Origin of the sequence: Acidovorax sp. T1, from assembly GCF_002176815.1 — a bacterium.
Classification (GTDB): Bacteria; Pseudomonadota; Gammaproteobacteria; order Burkholderiales; family Burkholderiaceae_C; genus Acidovorax.
The window spans coordinates 743,717-765,184 of sequence record NZ_CP021648.1 but is presented as its reverse complement, the minus strand read 5'-3'; the positions used below and the strand labels follow the sequence as shown (position 1 = coordinate 765,184).

The window sequence follows — 21,468 nt, the reverse complement described above, 5'->3', positions numbered from 1 at the left end:
GTCATTTCTTTCCCTCTTGCAGGTCAAGCGATGCGGTGCGCTCTATCCAATCCCCGGTGGCGTCTTGCACTATTTCGCGCAAACTAATTGCCGTTTCGGATATTTTGGTAATTTTTCCATAATTTTGACCAAGGTAATTTCCCACCCGAACCTGATACAGCAAATTATCGACTTTGAGAAGCGCCGTAGGTGTTCCGGTTTTGTTCAGGCTACCGACCATCGTCATGGCGTCCAGCGGAAATGCCTCCAATGGTTCTTTCCTGCGCGCCATTTCAGGAGCAATCAACGTTGCATTGGAGGCGATCTGAACCGAATCGCGCCGCAATGCCTGCGTGAGCTTGAGTTGATTGAACGGCTCAATACCATTCTCTACCGTATATGCTTGCGGCTGGAACTGCTTGGGCTCGGAAAGGGGGGTAATGCGCGGCTTGGTAGTGGCGCGCTGATCGGCCATCCATTGGCGCAATTCATCCTCGCCCGCTGGACCGCAACCGCTTAAAACCCCTGCACATAAAATCAAAGCAAAACGACCGGTCCACATCATTTCTTTCCTCCGGCATTTTTTTGCGCCTGAACCTCTTCAGGATCCAGGTAGCGGAAAGTTCTCGCGGTGGCATCCATGGACAACATGCCAGCCTCCTTCCCCGCCGGAACAATCGAAATATTGTTCAAAGTCACAATACGGGACAAATGCGCAACATCCGATGCAAATGCACCCATGTCATGGTACTTTCCCGTCACTTTCACGGCAATCGGGAGTTCCGCGTAATAATCTCGGACGACGATTTGACCAGGGCGGAATAGATCAAATTGCAAGCTCCGCCCCAATCCCGCCTGGTTGATATCTGACAGCAAGGCAGCCATTTCCGCCTTGCTGGGCAATTGCTTTTCAAGCTGGATCACATACTGCTGTATCTGTTCGCGCTGCTTCTTGAGCGCATCCAGACTTACAGCCTTTACAAGTTTCTTCGTATAGTCTTCGCGAAGAACCACTTCCTTGCCACGCTCCGATTCAAGCTCTGCCTGGTAATCTGTCAGTTGGACAAACCAGAGTACGGCAGCAACACCGAGTGCGATGAATGCACAGAGCAAAAACTTCGGCAAAACCGGCCAAAGCGATGGATCTTTGGGATCCAGATTTTTAAACTGCCGCTGCAGATTGCTCTGCAGTGCAGCGAAATCAATTTTTGAAGCTTGTGTTTTTGCCATACGCTACTTTCCCGCAGAGGCAGCAACAGTCGAGCTAGCAGCATCCATGGCTTTTTGCGCCTCACTGGATCGCATGAGCTGAAATTTCAAATTGAAAGCACCAACACGACGCTGGTCCCGAGGTGTCAATGCCACGTTGCTGGCGACAATTTCCACCAGCTCCGGTTTAGAAAACCAGGGGGTGTTGTTGGTAAGGTTGCGCAGCATTTCCGAAACGCGTTCATTGGATTGCGCCATGCCTTGCATGGAAATGGTTTGGCCATCTTGCTTCATGCTGGTGATGTAGACGCCATCCGGCAACTGCCTGACGAGTTCGTTCAGCAGATGTACCGGCAAATTCCGGTCTGATTGCAGATCCTCCACAGCCTTCTGCCGTGCGCGCAAAGAAGCAATTTCCTCTTCGATGGACGCAATTTCCTTGATTTGCCCATCAAGGACCTGGATTTCACGCTGAAGAAAACTGTTCCTCTCCTGCTGGTCTGTAATCATGACCTGGAACCACCAATAGATAGCTCCTGCGATAGCAAGACCCAGCAGAAACGATGCAAACATCGTTGCCTGAAAAGCCTCGCGCCTGCGTTTACGCGCAGCCTCCCGGTGCGGGAGCAGATTGATCAAAATCACTGCAGAAACCTCCGCATAGCCAAACCACATGAAGTGAGATATGAAGGGGCTTCACGCACCATCTTTTTCAAACGGACGGAACTTCCAATCTCCATTCCGTCAAACGGATTGACAGCACTGCACGCAAAACCAGTCTGACGGGTGACCGCCTCTGTCAAACCCGGCAGCGGCGCCGATCCGCCAGCCAGCATGATGTGATCAACACGGTTGTGCGGCGTACTGGTAAAGAAAAATTGCAGCGCTCGACCAATTTCTTGGGCCATGCTTTCAACAAATGGTCGAAGCACCGCTGTTTGGTAGTCCTCTGGCAAGTCCCCGTTGCGCTTCTTGCTTTCGGCCTCTTCGACGGAAAACCCGTATTGCCGCACGATAAGTTGCGTCAATTGCGCCCCGCCGAATGCCTGGTCCCGGTCGTACAAGACCTCTTCATTGCGAATGACCTGCAAACTCGTGGTAAGCGCCCCGACTTCAAACAATGCGACAAGGGCGTCCACCCCTTTGTTGGGCAGCGCTTCGATCAATCGTCCAGCAGCAAGCCTTGACGCGTACGATTCGATATCGACGACCACCGGCTTGAGCCCAGCCGCTTCGGCAAGACCTTGCCGGTCTTGCACTTTCTCCCGCCGCGAGGCCGCAATCAACACATCCACGTCGCCGGGCGCATTTTTGCTAGGCCCAATAACGCAGAAATCCAGACTGACCTCGTCCAGGGAAAAGGGAATGTACTGGTTCGCCTCGGACTCGACCTGGACCTCGAGCTCCTGCTCTGTCATGCCACCGGGCAGAGTGATCTTTTTGGTGATCACCGCCGATGGAGGCAGCGCCAAGGCAACGTTCTTGGTACGGGTGCCACTCTTTTTGACAAGCCGGCGCAATGCATCAGCAACCTCATCGAATTTTTCGATGTTACCGTCTGTGATCCAACCACGCTCCAGCGGTTCGATGGCGCAGCGCTCGAGCACCAGCCCACCGCCCTTGTCGCGCCCTAGCTCCACCAACTTGACGCTGGAGGAACTGATGTCGATACCCAGCAGCGGTGCGGACTGGCGACTAAAAAAAGACCCCGTTGAGATCAAAATTGGTCTCCTGTAACTTGCCAAAATGACGCAACAAAACTTAACATTTCACATGAATGCTATCAGTAAGATAGTTCTCGGGCAAAGCGTTTTAGCCACCCGCATTCTTTCGGGCGTTGCCAAAAGCAGACGATTCTTAACCGTGCTGCAATGCACTTGACGTAGTCATCCGCCACTGTGGGCGGCCCGCGCCTGCGTGGTCCGTCCCCAATAAACCAGCCCGAGATTGCCGTTTTTTATAATGGCGGCTCTTTTCCTTCCGAAGCGATATGGCGCCCCCCAACTCCCCCAAGCAACCTCACAAGCCAGACGCTTCGGCGACCGACCGACGCCCTGGCTGGCTACGCTGGATTTTTCGCGCCTTCCTGTGGATCGGCGGGCTCGGGTTGGCTGGGGGGCTGGCCTTGCTGATGGTCATTGGTGTGGCGCTCGCCATGGCCTACCCCAATCTCCCCGACGTCTCTGATCTTGCGGACTACCGGCCCAAGCTGCCGCTCAGGGTGTACTCATCCGAAGGCGCGCTGCTGGGAGAGTTTGGCGAAGAGCGGCGCAACCTGACACCCATCCGGGAGATTCCCGCCGTGGTCAAGAATGCGGTGCTGGCCATTGAAGACACCCGGTTTTTCCAGCATGGCGGCGTGGATTACAAAGGAATGCTGCGCGCAGTCCTTGCCAATTTGGGGCGCGTCAAAAGCCAGGGCGCTTCAACCATCACCATGCAAGTGGCTCGGAATGTTTATCTGTCATCAGAAAAAACATTTACGCGGAAAATTTACGAAATATTACTGACATTCAAACTCGAGCATTTGCTCACAAAAGACCAAATTCTCGAGATTTACATGAATCAGATTTATTTGGGCAACCGTGCCTACGGATTTGCCGCCGCATCCGAGGCCTATTTTGGAAAACCGCTGAAGTCGGTTTCCATCGCCGAGGCAGCGATGCTGGCGGGGCTGCCCAAGGCGCCCTCTGCGTACAACCCGATCAGCAACCCCAAGCGCGCCAGGTCACGCCAGCTCTACATCATTGAACGGATGGAGGAAAACGGTTTCATCACGGCCGAAGAAGCTGCGGCCGCAAAGAAGGAAGAAATCAAAATCCGCTCAGGACAGGACAACACCCGCGTCCACGCCGAATATGTGGCCGAGATGGTGCGGCAACTGATCTTCAACCAGTATGGCAATGAGGCTTACACCCGCGGCCTGAATGTGTACACCACGCTGAACGCGGCCAACCAGGATACCGCCTACGCGGCCCTGCGGCGCGGCATCATGGATTACGAGCGACGCCAGCAGTATCGCGGTCCCGAGCAATTCGTGAACCTGCCCAACGCTCCAGAAGAGGTGGAGGACGCCATCGACGAAGCGCTTGCCAGCCATCCAGACAACGGAGACATCCTGGCAGCAGTGGTGCTAGAGGCCACCGCACGCAAGATCGTGGCTGCGCGCGCGAACGGGGACACTGTTGAAATCACGAGCGACGGGCTCAAACCAGCCCAGTCCGGGCTGAGCGACAAGGCCCCGCCCAACATCAAGATTCGCCGGGGTGCCGTGATTCGCGTGGTCAAGACGCCCAAGAACACCTGGGAAATCACGCAGTTGCCCGAGGTGGAAGGCGCCTTCGTGGCGCTGGATCCGCGCACTGGTGCCATCAATGCGCTGGTGGGCGGCTTTGATTTTGACAAGAACAAGTTCAACCATGTAACGCAGGCCTGGCGCCAGCCGGGGTCGAGCTTCAAACCCTTTATCTACTCCGCCGCACTGGAAAAGGGCTTCACTCCCGCCACAGTCGTCAATGACGCCCCCCTCTTTTTTGATGCGGGCGTGACCGGCGGCCAGCCCTGGGAACCCAAGAACTACGACGGAAGATACGACGGTCCCATGACCATGCGCACGGGTTTGGCCAAATCCAAAAACATGGTCTCCATCCGCATCCTTCAGGCGGTCGGCCCCAAGACGGCGCAGGAGTGGGTGACCCGCTTCGGCTTCGACGCTGAAAAGCATCCCGCTTACCTGACCATGGCATTGGGAGCGGGTTCGGTCACACCGTTGCAGATGGCGTCGGGGTTCTCGGTATTTGCCAATGGCGGCTATCGCGTCAACCCGTGGCTGATTGCACGCGTGACCGACCACAAAGGCCGCGTGATCTCCGAAAACCCGCCTCCCACAGTCAACGACCTACCCCGCGCCATTGATGCACGCAATGCCTTCATCATGGACAACCTGCTGCAGGATGTTGCGCGCACAGGAACTGCAGCACGGGCGCAAGCCACCCTCAAGCGGCCGGACCTGCACGGCAAGACAGGTACCACCAATGACTCGGTAGACGCGTGGTTTGCCGGGTACCAGCCCACACTGGCCGCAGTGACCTGGATTGGTTACGACAAGCCCCGCAACCTGGGCAGCAGGGAAACCGGGGGCGGGCTGAGCCTGCCGGTGTGGATCAATTTCATGGAGCGCGCACTCAAGGGCGTGCCCGTCATGGAGACCACCGTGCCGCCGGGGGTGGTGAATGTCGGTGGTGAGTGGTTCTATGAGGAATATGCGCGCAATGCGGGGGTGGCGAACCTGGGCCTGGAAGACCGGGGCACCGCTGCGTCCACCGTGGCACCGCAAGCGCCGCCGCCGACCGAAGAGCGCAATCGCATCCTCGATCTCTTCCGCAACTGAATCTCCACACCCGCAAGTCGTGCGGCGCCCTCCGCACGGACATCCCATCTGACCATCGTCCCCTGGCCCTGCCCCGGCAAGGCTGGGGCACATCCCGCCGGATACAGCGATTGTGGCGGGGGAAGAGAGCGATGCGCCTTGTCAGGCCTCGAATCGAAGCGGTGTGCCAGACTGCTGCGCGGCATCCTGGCTCAGGCGGTCAAAAAACTCACCAGCCCCTTTGGTGTCTTGCCAGGCAGCCCCGTCGAACCGGTAGTGGTATCCGCCCGACTTGGCCGCCATCCACACCTCATGCAGGGGTTTTTGCAGGTTGATGATGATCTGGCTGCGGTTGGGAAACGTCAGCGTCACCATGCCGCCCGTGCGCTGGCTGTCCACATCCGCGTCGCCCGTGTCGTTGATGCGATCGCAGCTGCGCTCCACCGCGAGCAGCAGTTTTTCAGCCTGGTCCAGAAATTCAAGGTCGGTCATTACAATTTACGCATGTTGAGAGCTTCCCAAATTCTAGTCAGTACCCTTGCCCTTGCTGCGAGTGCGGCGGCATTGTTGGGCTGTGGCCAGCGCGGCCCCTTGTACCTGCCCGGCGCGCCCGAGGCCAGGCAACGCGCCACGCTGCCTGAAACCCTCTCGCCTGTACTGACCGCACCGGCAACCACCCCCACGCCCCCCGCGTCGGTGCCGCAGTAATGGCGTTCGGCCCGCTACCACTGCGCCAGGGTCAACGGCGTGAAGGACAGCGGGCTTGATTTTTATCAAGCACTGAAGATAGGGCCATCGTACAGTCGGTGTTTTATTGCACCGCAGCATCGACATGGCCCTGGAACTCTATCGCGACAAGAATCACGCCTGCCTGATGTTCACCGACCTCATCGAGGAGGATGGGCAGGCGGTTCAAGCCAACCAGTTCCTGATTGTTGACGACGGCACCGGCGCCATCATCGACCCCGGCGGCAACCTTGCCTTCAATGAACTGTTCCTGGCCATGTCCAAGCATTTCGCGCCCAGCAAGCTGGCGTATGTGATCGCATCGCACGCCGATCCGGACATCATTGCGTCACTCGACCGCTGGATGACCAGCACCAAGGCTTCGCTGGTGATTTCACGGGTGTGGGAGCGGTTTGCGCCGCACTTCACCAAAGTGGGCAAGACGGAAAACCGGGTGATCGGCGTGCCGGACGGTGGCGGGCATCTGCCATTGGGGCGCCATGAACTGGTGCTGCTGCCAGCGCACTTCATGCATTCCGAAGGCAACTTCCATTTCTACGACCCGGTCAGCCGCATCCTGTTCACGGGCGATCTCGGGGTGTCGATGACGTCGGGGGCCGAGGCGCGCATTCCGGTCACCGATCTGGCCCCGCATATCCCGCGCATGGAGGCTTTTCACCGCCGCTACATGGTGTCCAACAAGATCCTGCGGCTGTGGGTGCGCATGGCGCGCCAGTTGGACATCGCCATGCTGGTGCCCCAGCATGGCGCGCCCATCATGGGCAAGAAGGCCATCAACGATTTTCTGGACTGGATCGACAACCTCATGTGCGGCATTGATTTGTTCGATGATCGCGCTTACCAGATCCCGACCGACCACATCGACCCGGTGAGCCGGCAACTGCGGCCGGCACTGCAAGCGGTCAACGCCTGAAACTGCAAGCGGTCAACGCCTGAAGTTTTAGTCTAAATAGGCTCTAGCGCTTACTGGTAAAGCGCAAGCAGCTATATTTATAATAGCAATCAATCCGGTGCGGCGGGCCTGCTCCGCCCCACCGGCCGGGCGCTCCGGTTGGCCAGGCGCCGCCACAGACGCCAGCCCAGCAGGGCCGCGAGGATGGCGCCATACACGGCCACTTCCGCAAAGTCGTTCTTGCCGGCGCGCATCCAGAAAAAATGCAGGATCGCCAGCCCGGCCACCGCATACACCGCCCGGTGCAGGGCCTGCCAGCGGCGCCCGCCCAATGCCCGGATGGCGCGGTTGAACGAGGTGGCCGCCAACAGCATGAGCAGGCAAAACGCCAGAAAGCCCACCAGAATAAAGGGCCGCTTGGCAATGTCGCGGGCGATCTCGGCAAGATCGAATCCCATGTCAAACCCGCTGTAGCTCAACAGGTGCAGCAGCGCATAAAAAAACACAAACAGACCCAGCATGCGCCGAAAGCGCGCCAGTTGCGGGCTGGCGGTCATCACGCGCAGCGGTGTCACGGCCAGCACCATGCACAGGGCCCGCAAGGTCCAGTCACCGGTGGCGCGGATCAGGGCTTCGGCGGGGTTGGCGCCCAGGCGGTCGGTGGCGGCCGCATAGACCAGCCACGACAAGGGCAGCAGGCACAGCACGAACAGCACCGGCTTGGCCGCCGGATGGAGCAGGAGTTTTCTCATGGCGCAGCAGACCGGTCGCTTGGCCTGGCGGGCAGCTGCGGCGGGGTTCAGTAGAACTTCTTGAGGTCCATGCCGGCGTAGAGTTGCCCCACCTGGGCCTCGTAGCCGTTGAACATCAGGGTTTTGCGCTTCTTGGCAAACAGGCCGTCTTCGCCAATGCGGCGCTCGGTGGCCTGGCTCCAGCGCGGGTGGTCCACGTTGGGGTTCACGTTGGAATAGAACCCATATTCCTGTTTGGCCGCCTTGTTCCAGGCGGTGCCCGGCTCTTTCTCGACAAAACGGATCTTGACGATGCTTTTGGCGCTCTTGAAGCCGTATTTCCAGGGCACCACCAGGCGCACGGGCGCACCGTTCTGGTTGGGCAGCACCTCGCCATACATGCCAAAGGCCAGCAGGGTGAGCGGGTGCATGGCCTCGTCCATGCGCAGGCCTTCCGTGTAAGGCCAGTCGAGCACGCGCGAGCCCACATAGGGCATGGTGGCCTTGTCGGCCAGCGTGACGAATTCCACGTATCTGGCACTGCCCTGCGGCTCCACGCGCTTGATCAACTCAGCCAGCGAGTAGCCCACCCAGGGGATGACCATGGACCAGCCTTCCACGCAGCGCAGGCGGTAGATGCGTTCTTCCTGCGCGCTCAGCCGGAGCAGGTCTTCGATGCCGTACTTGCCGGGCTTCTTGACCAGGCCTTCCACCTCCACCGTCCAGGGTGTGGTTTTGAGGGTGTGGGCATTGCGGGCGGGGTCGGCCTTGTCGGTGCCGAACTCGTAGAAGTTGTTGTAGGTGCTCGCGTCCTTGTAGTCGGTGAACTTCTCCATGGTGACGCCCCCCGCCACGGTCGACCGGGCGCCCGCCAGCGCTGCCAGTTTGCCGGGGCGCACCACCTGGGCTTGTTGTGCCAGCGCCTCGCGGCCGGCCCAGGAAGCCAACGCGGCGCCAGCGGCACCGCCTGCCATCAGCTTGAGCATGTGGCGACGGTCTTCGTAGACCGCGCGCGGGGTGATTTCGGAGGAATGCGGGTGCTTGAAACCCGAATCGCGCGATGGAATCAGCATGGGAGGCTCCGGTCATTCTTGGGTGGAAACGGCTGTGCGGTAGAGCCGAGCAACTGCCAGTTCGTTCCCTGGAACGCCCAGGTTACACCCGAGACGCAAGGGTTGCTGCCCCGCAGGGCCGATACCCCATCACACCATCACACCATCACACCATCAGAGCGTGCCGTAGCTGTGCAGGCCGCTCAGGAACATGTTCACGCCCAGAAACGCGAACGTGGTCACCACCAGCCCCACCAGCGCCCACCAGGCCGACACGGTGCCGCGCAGGCCCTTCATGAGGCGCATGTGCAGCCAGGCCGCGTAGTTGAGCCAGACGATCAGCGCCCAGGTTTCCTTGGGGTCCCAGCTCCAGTAGCCGCCCCAGGCCTCGGCGGCCCACAGGGCGCCCAGCACGGTGGCAATGGTGAAGAAGGCAAAGCCCACAGCGATGGATTTGTACATCACATCGTCCAGGATCTCGAACGACGGCAGGCGCGCCGCAATGCGCTTGCGGCCCAGCAGAATGCCCGCCACGATGAGGGCAGAAACGCCGAAATAGACCATCCAGTAGCTGCCGCCGCTCTCGGTTGCGCCCTGGCGGAAAACGATGGGCTCAAAGCACAGCACCACGCCCAGCAGCCACAGCGGCGCCAGCTTGTACCAGCGGGTTTCGCTGGCCTGCTGCTTGATCAGGTAGGCAAAGGCCACCATGGCCGCCAGCGCGAAGGTGCCGTAGCCGATGAAGTTGGCGGGCACATGCAGCTTCATCCACCAGCTCTGGAGGGCGGGCACCAGGGGCTGGATCTCGTGCGCCTCGCGCACCACGGTGTACCAGAGCAAAAAGCCCACGGCCGCGCTGACCACCAGCATCACGAAACCGCCCAGAGCGCGCGTGCCGTACTGCTGTTCGTAGTACAGATAGAACGCCGCCGTCATCCAGCAGAACATCACGAACACTTCGTAGAGGTTGCTCACCGGGATGTGGCCGACATCGCTGCCGATAAGGTAGCTTTCGTACCAGCGCACCAGTGTGCCAATAAGCGCCATGCCCACGGCCACCCACGCAATGCGCGAACCAATCAGGCTCAGGGTGTGGCCTTCGCCACGCGCAAACATGCCCATCCAGTAAAACGCCGTGCTCATGAAAAAGAGCATGCTCATCCACAAAATGGCCGACTGGCTGGACAAAAAGTATTTGAGGCCGAACACGGTCTCGGCCCGTGCCAGGCTGCCCGCGCCATCTTGCTGGTACAGACCGATGGCCACCAGGGCTAGCGCCACCACCACCAGCATCAAGACCCGCAGCGGGCGCCAGAACCAGCCCAGCCACACGGTGCAGGGAATGGCAGCCAGCAGGATGCCTTTTTCGTACACATCCATGTAGCTGCCATAGCGTTGCAGCGCATACAGCCCCCCCGTGGCCACGATGGCGGCGAACAGCCAGTCGAACCAGTTGCGGCGGGAAAAGAACCCCTCGTTCAGAGAGATGGTGGTGGTGGCGGTATTCATGCGTTGCCTCAGTGGGGACGAGCCCCGATCAGTTTGTCAGCGAGCTGGACGAACTCCCGGTCGCCGTCCATGGTCTTGCGATTGGTGGACAGCGCCATCAGAGCGTGCGACTGCTCCCCCCGCGGTGCCACCCACACCCATACGCGGCGCTCGCGCACGTAAAGCATGGCAAAAACACCCAGAATCAGCAAGGCACAGCCCAGGTAGACAATGTTTTTGCCAGGGGCGCGCGCCACCTGAAAAACGCTGGCCTGCACCTGGGTGAAGTCCTTGAGCTCAAAAACCAGCGGCGCCGGGTAGATCTGCGCATCACTGAGCGACAGCACCGCCTGCGTCATGAATGTCTGTGTCTGGTCACTCTGTTCCAGTGGCTTGAGGCCAGCACGCTCACGCGTGAGCTGGGCCAGCTCGAACAGGGCGCCGTTCAGGATGCGCACCAGCACCTCGCCGGCACGCGCGCGTTCGGCCTCGGGCACATTGGCTTCCATGAAATCAGAAATGGCCGGCAAGCCGCCCACCTTTTTGCCCTCGGGCCCGTTGCTGCCGGCAAACAGCGCCAGCGCCCGCAACGCGGACTGCGTCAGCTGCTCGGCCAGTTCGGGGCGCGACGCCTCCACCGCCTGCGCCACATAACGGCGCACGGCCTGCTCACGCGCCGCCGGGTCACCCAGCGCAGCATGAAGGCGCATGAACCCGTCCATGGAGCTTTGGTCGTCGGCAGGAACCCGCAGGTAACGGAACGGATCGGCGGGGTTCTCGCGCACCCCCAGCAAAAACACGGGCACCCCATCGCCGGTGTCCACAGGCAGCATGTAGTTGTGGAACTCGCGCGCCTGACCGGCCGCATCGCGCAGCTTGTACGTCACGCTGGGGCCCACATTGCGCAGCTCTTTCTTGGTCACGGTCTTGTTGGCGGCACCCAGGCGCGACTCCACCGACTCGCGCAGATCGACCTTGCGCACATCGACGCCCGATCCTGTCGCGCCTGCTGCACCGCCCAGGTTCTCGACATTGATCGTGCGCAGGGCCGTGAATTCGAGGGTGAGTTTTTCGCCGCCCGTGGCACCGCCCTTGCCGACCAACTCGGTCGATCCGCCCACCGTGCCCTCGACATCAAATGCCTTGGCCCCCGCCACCATGGGCATGGCGCGCAACTTGAGGTGCGAGCCGCCGTCGTCAAAACTCGACTGGTAGATCTCGACCCCTTTGTAGCTGGCGGGGTGGTTCACCTCGATGCGGGCGGGCGTTTTCGCGCCCGTCTCCTTGTCGTGGATCACGATCTCGCTGGCGAACAGCTTGGGCATGCCGGTGGAGTAATGCTCCACGATGAACTTCTTGAGTTCGATGGCAAAGGGCAACTCCTGCAACAAAACGCCGTCGGACTGGCTCAGGATGGCGGTGCTCGACTGCGTGCCCTCGGCCACCACCAGGTTGCCGCGAAACGTGGGGTTGCGCTCGGACAGGCGGTGCTCGGGCTTTACCTCGGAAATGAGGCCACTGCCGGCATACGGTGTTTTCCCGCCCAGCAGCATTTGGGCCCGAACGATCAGGTCGCCGTCGAACAGCCCACCCAGGCAGATGAGCACGATGGCGCTGTGCGCGGCGATGTAGCCAATCTTGTTGGCCGCCCCCGCCTTGGCCGCCACCATCCAGCCCGCGCCCTGGGCCGCATCCCGCTGCTGCAGCCGCACCTTCCAGCCACCACCGGCCAGCAAGGTGCCAATGCGGCGTGCCTCGGCTTCCGCAGGCCCGCCGAGTTCGGCCTGCGCCTTGTGGTGGAAGGCCTTGAGGCTTTGCTCGCGGATGTTTTCCTTGTAGACCTTGAGGTCCACCAGGATCTTGGGGGTGTTGCGGGCGATGCACAAAGAGGTGCTGACCACCAGAAAGGCCAGGATCAGCAAAAACCACCACGCGCTGTACACCGCATTGAGCTGGATGGCCGCAAACAGCTCCGCCCAGAACGGGCCGAACTGGTTGACGTAGTTCACCGCAGGCTCATGCTGCTTGAGCACCGTGCCAATGACCGACGCGATGCAGATCACCGTCAGCAGCGAAATGGCAAACCGCATGGAAGACAGCAGCTCGATGCCTGCACGCAGGGCCTGGGGGCCAGACCGGACTTGAACGCCTTGGGTTGTGTCAGACATGAGAGGGGTGAACGCGGGCACTAAAGGAAAAGGGCGGGGCCATCTGAACGATGGGCCCGCCCTTTTTGGGGTTTGTTATTGGCGGTTGGTTCCAGGCTGCCCGCCTGGCGGGGCCGGAGAGATCACAAAACCTCAGCGCAGACCGGCAATGTAGTCGGCCACCGCCTTGATTTCACGGTCGTTGAGCTTGGCAGCCACCTGGGTCATCTGGTTGCTGTTGGCGCGCGAACCGTCGCGGAACATTTTCAGTTGCGACGCCGTGTAGTCGGCGTGCTGGCCCGACAGGCGGGGGTATTGGGCCGGAATGCCGGCGCCGTTGGGGCTGTGGCAGCCTGCGCAGGCGGCAATCTGGCGGTCTGCAATGCCGCCGCGGTAGATGCGCTCACCCAGGGCCACCAGGTCCTTGTCGGACGCGGCGCCGGCCTTGGCAGGCTTGGAAGCCGCCCAGTAAGCGATGTTCTTCATGTCCTCTTCTGTCAGCATCGACGCAAAGCCCGCCATGACGGCGTTGTTGCGCTTGCCGGACTTGAACTCTTTCAACTGCTTGAGCAGATATTCCGGGTGCTGCTGCGACAGCTTCGGGTTGGCCGCAATGGTGGAATTGCCATCTGCCCCGTGGCATGCAGCGCACACCGCTGTGAAGCTGGCTTCGCCCTTGACCAGGTCCGGCTTGGCCGCCTTGGTCGGCGCCGCGGGAGTTTCGCCCGCAGACAAGGCCGGAAAAGCGGGTGCTGCCAGTGCGGCAGCCATCAGCATAGAGGCGAGCAACTTCATATCGAGGGTGTGTATTGAGGTGCGCAAAACCAGGCGATTCTACAATGAGGCCCCAACGCATTCGAATTTTCCATGACGACAACCTCCACCGCGCCAGTTGCTGGCACCCTTGCGCCCGCACCCGACGCCAAGATCGCCATGGGCTGGATGCACACCGCCAGGTTCCTGACCACGGCCGCGCAACTGCACCATCTGCCCCCGATCGACGTGCCCGAGATCGCCTTCGTGGGCCGTTCCAACGCCGGCAAATCCACCTGCATCAACACGCTCACACAGCAAAAGCAGCTGGCGTATGCCTCCAAGAAACCCGGCCGCACGCAGCACATCAATTTGTTCTCGCTGGGCAAGCAGGGCGTGACCGATGCGGTTCTGGCCGACCTTCCCGGCTATGGCTATGCCGCCGTGTCGCGCTCGGACAAGGTGCGCTGGCAGCAAGTGATGGTGAACTATCTGGTCAGCCGCCCCGGCCTCACAGGCATCGTGCTGCTGTGCGACCCACGCCTGGGCCTGACCGAACTGGACGAAGCCCTGCTCGAAGTGGTGCGCCCGCGCGTCGAGGAAGGCCTGAAATTCCTGATCGTGCTGACCAAGGCCGACAAGCTCACGCGCGCCGAGCAGGCCAAGATCCTGTCGATTACGCGACTGCACGCGGGCGGCGGCGAGGTGAAGATGTTCTCGGCCCTCAAGAAGCAGGGTGTGGACGAAGTGGCACAGCTGCTGTGGCAATGGGCACACCCGGTGTTGCCCGCAGGCGAGGCCCCAGAAGCAGCGCCCGAGCCCGCCCCAGCAGCCCCAGAGGATTCTCAGCCAAACTAGGCGCTGGCGCTTATGCATAAAGCGGCAGCAGCTACTGAATGCATAGCACCATGATTTCTATTCAAGACCTGGCCCTGCCGCATGGCATCACCCTGCAATGCCGCGTGAGCGGCGCACCCGGGCGCCCGGTGCTGCTGTTTCTGCACGGGTTCCCCGAGGGAGCCTTCATCTGGGACGAACTGCTGCTGCATTTTTCGCGCCCTGAAAACGGCGGCTACCGCTGCGTGGCGCCCAACCTGCGCGGCTTTGGCGCATCCAGCAGTCCAACCGACTTGGCGGCCTACCGCGCCAGGCACCTCGTGCAGGATCTTGTCGCGCTGATCGCCGCCGAATGCCCTGGCGGCGCGCTGGAATGCCTGGTGGCCCACGACTGGGGCGGTGCGGTGGCCTGGAACCTGGCCAACCAGCAACCGCAGTGGCTCAAGCGGCTGGCCATCTTTAATTCGCCGCACCCGGGCGCCTTTGTGCGCGAACTGCAGCACAACCCCGCGCAGCAGGCGGCCAGCCAGTACATGCACTTTCTGTGCAGACCCGATGCCGAGGCGCTGCTGGCCGAAGACGACTTTCACCGCCTGTTCGCCTTTTTCAACACCCCCGATGGCCGCGCCCCCGACTGGCTCACCCCCGCCGTGCGCGCCCAATACCGCGACCTGTGGCAGCGCGGCCTGACCGGCGCCTGCAACTACTACCGCGCCAGCCCCCTGCGCCCACCGCGCGCGGGTGACCCGGCCGCACAAGCCATCACCTTGCCCGAATCGATGCTGACGGTGGATGTGCCCACGCTGGTGCTGTGGGGCATGGACGACCCCGCGCTGCTGCCGGGTCTGCTCGACGGTCTGCCGGGCTGGGTGCCGCAGCTGCAGTTGCAGCGTGTGGAAGGCGCATCGCACTGGATCGTCCATGAACACCCGGAACGCGTAGCCTTGGAGTTGCAGCGCTTTTTGCAATCAAAACAATAGCTGCCTGCGCTTGATATATAAGCGCTGGCGGCCAATTTGATTCAAATTTTCAGGAATACACAGAAGGCTCGCCTTCGGGCCTCGTCTTGAAGCGCTTGTGCACCCAGTAGTACTGCCCGGGCGACACGTCGATGTAGCGCTGCAGGTTGGCGTTCATGAGGGCCGTGTCGGTCGCCACATCGTCGCTGGGGTAGCCGGGCCAGGCGGGTGAAATCTCGGCGCAGTAGCCCGTGGGCGTGAGGCGGGTGACCATGGCAATCACCTTGGCGCGCCCCAGCCGCGCAAACCGGGGCAGCGATGGCACGGTGGCGGCCTGCACGCCATAGAACGGCACGAACAGCGAGTCGTTGCGGCCAAAGTCCATGTCGGGCAGCAGGTACAGCAGCCCGCCCTTGCGCAGGTTGGAAATGATGGGCTTGACGCCATCGGCCCGGTTGAGCATGCGCACATCGCCAAAGCGCTGGCGCCCCGCCATGAACCAGGCATCCACGGCCGGATCGGGGTGGGTGGAAAAGATGGACGTGAATGCGCGCGGCGTGTGCAGCGTAAGCGCCGTGCCCCCGGCATCCATGCCATAGAAATGCGGGGCAAAGATGATGGTGGGGGTGTCGCCCTCCAGCTCGGCCAGCGCGCCCTGCAGCTTCACGCGTGCCAACACCACCTCGCGCGGGGCAAACCACAGCCAGCTGCGATCCAGCCAGGTCTGGCTGAACACCACAAAGGTTTCGCGCGCCCAGCGGCGCCGTTGCGCAGCGGGCGCATCGGGGAAACACAGCGCCAGATTGCGCAGGGCCACCTTGCGGCGCGGCACGGCCAGCAGGTACAGCACCTGGCCCAGGCACCAGCCCAGCGCCCGCAGCGCGGGCAAAGGCACATGCGCCAGCACCCGCATGAACCACACACCCAGGCGCCCCGTCATGCGGCGCCCCCGGCAACGGCTTCAGCGCGCGGCTGCTTGTAGCGGGCATAGCCCCACAGGTATTGCTCGGGACATTGGCGAATGAGATGTTCCATGGCCTGGTTGATTTGCAAAACAGCAGCCTCCAGCCGCTCATCGAGCGGCGCGGGCAAGGTTTCAAAGTGGGTGACAAAACCGCGGCCCCAGGGCAGGCGCTCGCAGCGCGCCAGCACCACGGCCGCACCGGTTTGCTGGGCCAAGCGCACGGCCAGCGTCATGGTGTAGGCATCGCGGCCAAAAAAGGGGGCCCACACGCCCTGGCCATCGGGCGGCACCTGGTCGGGCAGCAGGCCCACGGCCTCGCCACGGCGCAGCGCCTTGATCATCTGGCGCACGCCCGACAGCGTGGTGGGCACCGCCAGCATGCCGGGGCGATTACGTGCAGTCGCCATCACGGTGGCCAGCCACGGCTGGCGCGCCGGGCGGTAGAGCACCGTGATGGGCCCGCGCGCCGCGCTCCAGTGCCGCGCCGCGACTTGCGCGGACAGCTCGAAACAGCCCTGGTGGGGTGTGAGGAACACAATGCCGCGCCCGGCGGCGTAGGCCTGCTCCACACAGGCCTCGTTCGACATGGCGCAGGGCAAGGGCGCACCCAGCCACAGCCGAGGCAACTCGGCCACCATGCGGCCCGCATGCGCCACAGCCGCGCGCACCGCGCCAAACGAATAACCGGCCAGCGCCGAGTTGGCCAGGAACCTGCGCCGGTACGCGGGCGACGCACAAAACGCCACCCAGCCCATGGCCGCACCCATGACATGCAGCAACCACAGTGGAAATGCAGAAAAAAATCGAAAGACGACTGGCATTAAAATAGACGGGTCGCTGAGTTAAATGAGCAACTTGCAGGGCGACGTTAAAAAAATCTGCTAAAGCGTTCGCCAAAGCTCCTTCGGGGTGAGGGCAACGCCCCAGATGCCGGAACACAGGAGTTTATTCAAATGGCGAACGACTTTCTCTTTACCTCGGAATCCGTCTCCGAAGGCCACCCCGACAAGGTGGCTGACCAGATCTCGGATGCGATTCTCGATGCGATCCTCAAGGTAGACCCACGAGCACGGGTTGCAGCAGAAACCTTGACCAATACCGGGTTGGTGGTTCTGGCGGGCGAAATCAGCATCCGGTCCGATGCCCAGACGCCTGACTACATTCAAATTGCGCGCGACACCATCAAGCGCATCGGCTACGACAACACCGACTACGGCATTGACTATCGTGGCTGCGCCGTGCTGGTGGCCTACGACAAGCAAAGCAATGACATCGCCCAGGGCGTGGACCACGCGAGCGACGACCACCTGAACACCGGCGCCGGCGACCAGGGCCTGATGTTCGGCTACGCCTGCGACGAGACGCCCGAGCTGATGCCCGCGCCCATCTACTACGCGCACCGCCTGGTGGAACGCCAGGCCCAGCTGCGCAAGGACGGCCGCCTGCCCTTCCTGCGCCCCGATGCCAAGTCGCAAGTGACGATGCGCTATGTGGATGGCAAGCCGCACAGCATCGACACCGTGGTGCTCTCCACCCAGCACCACCCCGACCAGAGCGAAACCCAAACCAAGATGAAGGCCTCGTTCACCGAAGCCGTCATCGAAGAGATCATCAAGCCCGTGCTGCCCAAGGAGTGGCTGCAGAACACGCGCTACCTGATCAACCCCACGGGCCGCTTTGTCATCGGCGGCCCGCAGGGCGACTGCGGCCTGACCGGCCGCAAGATCATCGTGGACACCTACGGCGGCGCCTGCCCCCACGGCGGCGGTGCCTTCAGCGGCAAGGACCCAACGAAGGTGGACCGCTCGGCCGCCTACGCCGCCCGCTATGTGGCCAAGAACATCGTGGCTGCAGGCCTGGCGCGCCAGTGCCAGATCCAGGTGGCCTACGCCATCGGCGTGGCCGAGCCCATGAACATCACGGTGTACACAGAAGGCACGGGCGTGGTGTCGGACGAGCGCCTGGCCGCACTGGTGCGCGAGCACTTCGACCTGCGCCCCAAGGGCATCATCCAGATGCTGGACCTGCTGCGCCCCATCTACGAAAAGACGGCCGCCTACGGCCACTTCGGGCGTGAAGAGCCCGAGTTCAGCTGGGAACGCACAGACAAGGCTGCGGCGCTGCGCGCGGCTGCGGGGCTCTGAGAGTCTGAGCCCACCGTGCTGCGGCACGGTGGGCAGCGACCGGCCCGTCAACGTGCCGAACGCCCCAAAAGAACGGAGACACATGTACGACACCGCCATCTACATCGGGCGTTTTGAGCCCGTCCACAACGGCCACATGGCCTTGCTGCAGCGTGCACTCGCCAGCGCCCGCAGCGTGATCGTGGTGATGGGGTCGGCCTGGCAGGCACGCTCGCCCAAGAACCCATTCACCTGGCATGAGCGCGCCGACATGATGCTGGGCGCCCTGACCGGGCCCGACCGGGCCCGTGTGCAGGTGCTGCCCATGCGCGACTACTACGACGAGGCCGTGTGGGTGCGGGCCGTGCGCAATGGCGTGGCCCAGATGACACCGACGGATGCGCGCATCGGCCTGGTGGGCCACTTCAAGGATGCGACCAGCAGCTATCTGAGCGCCTTTCCTGGCTGGGAGCTGATCAACGTGGACCGCCAGGGCCGCATCGATGCCACGGTCATCCGCGATGCCTACTTTGGTGCCACGCCTGCCACCGCCCGGGCAGGCCTGGATGACCTGGCCACCCAGATGCCCGAGAGCACCCTGGGCTTTCTCGAGCGCTTTGCACAAACCCCTGACTACCCCGCACTGCATGAAGAGTGGCGCATGCTGCGCGACTACCGCGAGGCCTGGTCTGCCGCACCCTACCCGCCAGTATTCGTCACGGTGGATGCCGTGGTGCGCTGCCAGAACCATGTGCTGCTGATCCGCCGCGCCCACGCGCCCGGCAAGGGCCAGCGGGCGGTGCCGGGGGGCTTTATCGAGCAGCGCGAGACCGTGTGGCAATCTTGCCTGCGCGAACTGGCCGAAGAGACCCATTGCGCACTTCCCGAAGCCCGCATGCGAGCGGCGCTGCAGTCGGTGGCGGTGTTCGACCACCCCGACCGCAGCCAGCGCGGACGCACCATCACGCATGCGCATTACTTCGACCTGGGCGATGCGCCGTTTCCGGCCGTGCGGGCCGATGACGACGCCATGCAGGTGGAGTGGGTTGCTGTGGCAAAGCTGGCCGCGATGGAGGAAGAGTTCTTTGAAGACCACTTCCACATGCTGGACCATTTTCTGATCATTACTCCACCGTAACCGACTTGGCCAGGTTTCTGGGTTTGTCCACATCGGTGCCGAGCGCGCAGGCCGTGTGATACGCCAGCAGCTGCAGCGGCACCACATGCAACAACGGGCTGAGGTGGCCGTAGTGCTCGGGCATGCGGATGACGTGGATGCCTTCGCTGCTTTCGATGTGGGTGTCGGCGTCCGCCAGCACATACAGCACGCCGCCGCGCGCGCGCACTTCCTGCATGTTGCTTTTGAGCTTTTCCAGCAGCGCGTCGTTGGGCGCCACGGTCACCACCGGCATGGCGCTGGTCACCAAGGCCAGGGGGCCGTGCTTGAGCTCGCCCGCCGGATAGGCCTCGGCGTGGATGTAGCTGATTTCCTTGAGCTTCAAGGCGCCTTCGAGCGCGATGGGGTAGTGCAACCCACGGCCCAGGAACAAGGCGTTTTCCATGCGGGCAAAGTCTTCGGCCCAGCTGATGATCTGGGGTTCGAGCGCCAGCACGGCCTGCAGGGCCACGGGCAGGTGGCGCATGGCCTTGAGGTGGGCGGCTTCCTGCTCCTCGCTCAGGCGGCCTTTGGATTGGGCCAGCGCCAGCGTCAGCAAGAACAGGCCTGCCAGCTGCGTGGTGAAGGCCTTGGTGCTGGCCACGCCGATCTCGACCCCCGCGCGGGTGATGTAGGCCAGCTTGCATTCGCGCACCATGGCGCTGGTGGCCACGTTGCAAATGGTCAGCGTGTGCTGCATGCCCAGGCTTTGCGCGTGGCGCAGCGCGGCCAGGGTGTCGGCGGTTTCGCCACTTTGGCTGATGGTGACGACCAGCGTGCGCGGGTTGGGCACGCTGGTGCGGTAGCGGTATTCGCTGGCCACTTCCACCTGGGTGGGAATGCCGGCAATTTCCTCCAGCCAGTATTTGGCCGCGCAGCCGCTGTAATAGCTGGTGCCGCAGGCCAGGATGAGCACGCTGTCGATCTCCTTGAACACGCGCCAGGCGGCGGCGCCCGGCTCGCCATGCAGGCCGGCGCCGTCAAACAGCTCGGGCACGATGCCGGCGACGCCTTCGAGCGTGTCGGCGATGGCGCGCGGCTGCTCGAAGATTTCCTTTTGCATGTAGTGGCGATACGGCCCCAGCTCGGCCGCGCCGCTGTGCGCCTGCACGGTGCGCACGGGGCGTTGCGTCGGCGTCAACGCCGCGCCGTCTTTGCCAACGATCCAGTAGCGGCCCAGTTGCAAATCCACCAGATCGCCTTCTTCGAGGTACACGATCTGGTCGGTGACGCCCGCCAGGGCCATGGCGTCGCTGGCCAGGAAATGCTCGCGCGGCGCCGCAGCCCCTTCGGCAGCATCCTTGCCCACACCCAGGATCAGCGGCGAACCCGCACGCGCGCCCACCACGCGGTGGGGCTCGTCCTTGTGGATCACGGCAATGGCGTAGGCACCATGCAGTTCGGCGATGGCGGCCCGCACGGCGTCGAACAGGTCGCCGCTGTAATGGCTGTCCACCAGGTGCGCAATGACTTCGGTGTCGGTCTGGCTCACAAACACATAGCCGCGCGCCTGCAGGGCGGCACGCAGCTCTTCGTGGTTTTCGATGATGCCGTTGTGCACCAGGGCCACGCGGCCCGGCCGCGCCGGGTCGCTTTCAGCTGGCTGGCCCGGCAGCGCCGGACCGGCAGCGGCGTCGCTGCCCGTGCCGTGGCTGAAATGGGGATGGGCGTTGTGCACCGCTGGCGCGCCGTGCGTGGCCCAGCGGGTATGGGCAATGCCGGTGGCGCCTTCCAGGTGGTCGGCCTGCACCTGTTCCAGCAGCTCGGCCACACGGGCGGTGCTGCGGGCGCGCTGCAGCCCACCGTCTGCCGTGCCATGGCGCGTGGCATCCAGACTGGCGGCATGCACGGCCACGCCGCACGAGTCATAGCCCCGGTATTCGAGCCGCTGCAGGCCCTGGACGAGGATGGGAACGATGTTGCGCGTGGAGACCGCGCCGACGATGCCGCACATGGTGGTTGCCTCAATTGGAAAAAGATGGGGCGATGGTAGGCAGCCTACCGAAAAATATTCGATTGATATTTGCAAAGATTTGAACTTAAATTTCACCAGTCGTTATGA

20 protein-coding genes are annotated in these 21,468 nt (G+C 62.4%); 7 read left to right on the top strand and 13 right to left on the bottom strand.

What is annotated here, in order from left to right:
- Position 1: 1 nt before the first annotated feature.
- From CCX87_RS03640 to CCX87_RS03625, 4 genes are read right to left on the bottom strand one after another with little or no spacing between them, the layout of a single operon-like run.
- Complete coding sequence (locus CCX87_RS03640; protein WP_087743824.1) at positions 2-544, bottom strand: pilus assembly protein PilP; 543 nt, start codon at positions 542-544, stop codon at positions 2-4.
- Entirely contained in the window at positions 541-1,209 is a 669-nt protein-coding gene (locus CCX87_RS03635; protein ID WP_087743821.1) for a type 4a pilus biogenesis protein PilO, read from the bottom strand. The genes CCX87_RS03640 and CCX87_RS03635 overlap by 4 nt, the downstream gene beginning before the upstream one ends.
- Positions 1,210-1,212: 3 nt before the next feature.
- Positions 1,213-1,833, bottom strand: coding sequence for a PilN domain-containing protein (locus CCX87_RS03630; RefSeq protein ID WP_087743818.1), 621 nt, complete (start codon positions 1,831-1,833; stop codon positions 1,213-1,215).
- Positions 1,830-2,909 carry a pilus assembly protein PilM gene (locus CCX87_RS03625; protein ID WP_087743816.1) on the bottom strand — a complete coding sequence of 360 codons (1,080 nt, stop codon included), beginning with the start codon at positions 2,907-2,909 and terminating at the stop codon, positions 1,830-1,832. Before CCX87_RS03625 ends, CCX87_RS03630 begins: the two co-directional genes overlap by 4 nt.
- 269 nt (positions 2,910-3,178) lie before the next feature.
- Between CCX87_RS03625 and CCX87_RS03620 the strand changes: the two genes are divergently transcribed.
- Positions 3,179-5,578: a penicillin-binding protein 1A gene (locus CCX87_RS03620; protein ID WP_087743814.1), complete on the top strand. Its 2,400-nt coding sequence runs from the start codon at positions 3,179-3,181 to the stop codon at positions 5,576-5,578.
- Positions 5,579-5,719: 141 nt separating this feature from the next.
- On the opposite strand, the gene cyaY is transcribed toward CCX87_RS03620, so the two are convergent.
- On the bottom strand, positions 5,720-6,049 hold the full coding sequence (gene cyaY / locus CCX87_RS03615; protein WP_087743812.1) for an iron donor protein CyaY: 330 nt from the start codon (positions 6,047-6,049) through the stop codon (positions 5,720-5,722).
- A 12-nt stretch (positions 6,050-6,061) separates the two neighbouring features.
- Between cyaY and lptM the strand changes: the two genes are divergently transcribed.
- Complete coding sequence (lptM, locus tag CCX87_RS03610) at positions 6,062-6,265, top strand: LPS translocon maturation chaperone LptM (protein WP_087743810.1); 204 nt, start codon at positions 6,062-6,064, stop codon at positions 6,263-6,265.
- Positions 6,266-6,389: 124 nt separating this feature from the next.
- Positions 6,390-7,217 carry an MBL fold metallo-hydrolase gene (locus tag CCX87_RS03605; RefSeq protein WP_087748156.1) on the top strand — a complete coding sequence of 276 codons (828 nt, stop codon included), beginning with the start codon at positions 6,390-6,392 and terminating at the stop codon, positions 7,215-7,217.
- A gap of 89 nt (positions 7,218-7,306) precedes the next feature.
- Here CCX87_RS03605 and CCX87_RS03600 read toward each other — a convergent pair whose 3' ends face one another.
- From CCX87_RS03600 to CCX87_RS03580, 5 genes are all read right to left on the bottom strand, one after another.
- The gene (locus CCX87_RS03600; RefSeq protein WP_087743808.1) at positions 7,307-7,948 is read right to left on the bottom strand and encodes a sulfite oxidase heme-binding subunit YedZ; all 642 of its coding nucleotides are present in this window, start codon (positions 7,946-7,948) and stop codon (positions 7,307-7,309) included.
- A gap of 47 nt (positions 7,949-7,995) precedes the next feature.
- Positions 7,996-9,000: a protein-methionine-sulfoxide reductase catalytic subunit MsrP gene (msrP, locus tag CCX87_RS03595; RefSeq protein ID WP_087743806.1), complete on the bottom strand. Its 1,005-nt coding sequence runs from the start codon at positions 8,998-9,000 to the stop codon at positions 7,996-7,998.
- 153 nt (positions 9,001-9,153) lie between these two features.
- Entirely contained in the window at positions 9,154-10,488 is a 1,335-nt protein-coding gene (gene ccsB, locus CCX87_RS03590) for a c-type cytochrome biogenesis protein CcsB (protein ID WP_087743805.1), read from the bottom strand.
- An 8-nt stretch (positions 10,489-10,496) separates the two neighbouring features.
- Positions 10,497-12,635 (bottom strand): cytochrome c biogenesis protein ResB, encoded by a 2,139-nt coding sequence (locus CCX87_RS03585; protein ID WP_087743803.1) that lies wholly within the window; start codon positions 12,633-12,635, stop codon positions 10,497-10,499.
- 132 nt (positions 12,636-12,767) lie between these two features.
- On the bottom strand, positions 12,768-13,409 hold the full coding sequence (locus tag CCX87_RS03580) for a c-type cytochrome (RefSeq protein WP_087743801.1): 642 nt from the start codon (positions 13,407-13,409) through the stop codon (positions 12,768-12,770).
- A gap of 72 nt (positions 13,410-13,481) precedes the next feature.
- Here CCX87_RS03580 and yihA point away from each other — a divergent pair, with 72 nt between their 5' ends.
- Both yihA and CCX87_RS03570 read left to right on the top strand, forming a co-directional pair.
- The gene (yihA, locus tag CCX87_RS03575) at positions 13,482-14,225 is read left to right on the top strand and encodes a ribosome biogenesis GTP-binding protein YihA/YsxC (protein WP_087743799.1); all 744 of its coding nucleotides are present in this window, start codon (positions 13,482-13,484) and stop codon (positions 14,223-14,225) included.
- A gap of 50 nt (positions 14,226-14,275) precedes the next feature.
- The gene (locus CCX87_RS03570) at positions 14,276-15,184 is read left to right on the top strand and encodes an alpha/beta fold hydrolase (protein ID WP_087743795.1); all 909 of its coding nucleotides are present in this window, start codon (positions 14,276-14,278) and stop codon (positions 15,182-15,184) included.
- A 49-nt stretch (positions 15,185-15,233) separates the two neighbouring features.
- On the opposite strand, the gene CCX87_RS03565 is transcribed toward CCX87_RS03570, so the two are convergent.
- On the bottom strand, positions 15,234-16,103 hold the full coding sequence (locus CCX87_RS03565) for a lysophospholipid acyltransferase family protein (RefSeq protein ID WP_087743793.1): 870 nt from the start codon (positions 16,101-16,103) through the stop codon (positions 15,234-15,236).
- Entirely contained in the window at positions 16,100-16,948 is an 849-nt protein-coding gene (locus CCX87_RS03560) for a lysophospholipid acyltransferase family protein (protein WP_087743791.1), read from the bottom strand. Before CCX87_RS03560 ends, CCX87_RS03565 begins: the two co-directional genes overlap by 4 nt.
- A gap of 132 nt (positions 16,949-17,080) precedes the next feature.
- Between CCX87_RS03560 and metK the strand changes: the two genes are divergently transcribed.
- The gene (gene metK / locus CCX87_RS03555; protein WP_087743789.1) at positions 17,081-18,271 is read left to right on the top strand and encodes a methionine adenosyltransferase; all 1,191 of its coding nucleotides are present in this window, start codon (positions 17,081-17,083) and stop codon (positions 18,269-18,271) included.
- Positions 18,272-18,353: 82 nt separating this feature from the next.
- The gene (locus CCX87_RS03550) at positions 18,354-19,388 is read left to right on the top strand and encodes a bifunctional nicotinamide-nucleotide adenylyltransferase/Nudix hydroxylase (protein ID WP_087743788.1); all 1,035 of its coding nucleotides are present in this window, start codon (positions 18,354-18,356) and stop codon (positions 19,386-19,388) included.
- Here the strand turns inward: CCX87_RS03550 and glmS are convergent.
- Positions 19,375-21,360: a glutamine--fructose-6-phosphate transaminase (isomerizing) gene (gene glmS, locus CCX87_RS03545; RefSeq protein WP_087743786.1), complete on the bottom strand. Its 1,986-nt coding sequence runs from the start codon at positions 21,358-21,360 to the stop codon at positions 19,375-19,377. The two genes, CCX87_RS03550 and glmS, sit on opposite strands and share 14 nt — an antisense overlap.
- Positions 21,361-21,468 lie beyond the last annotated feature (108 nt).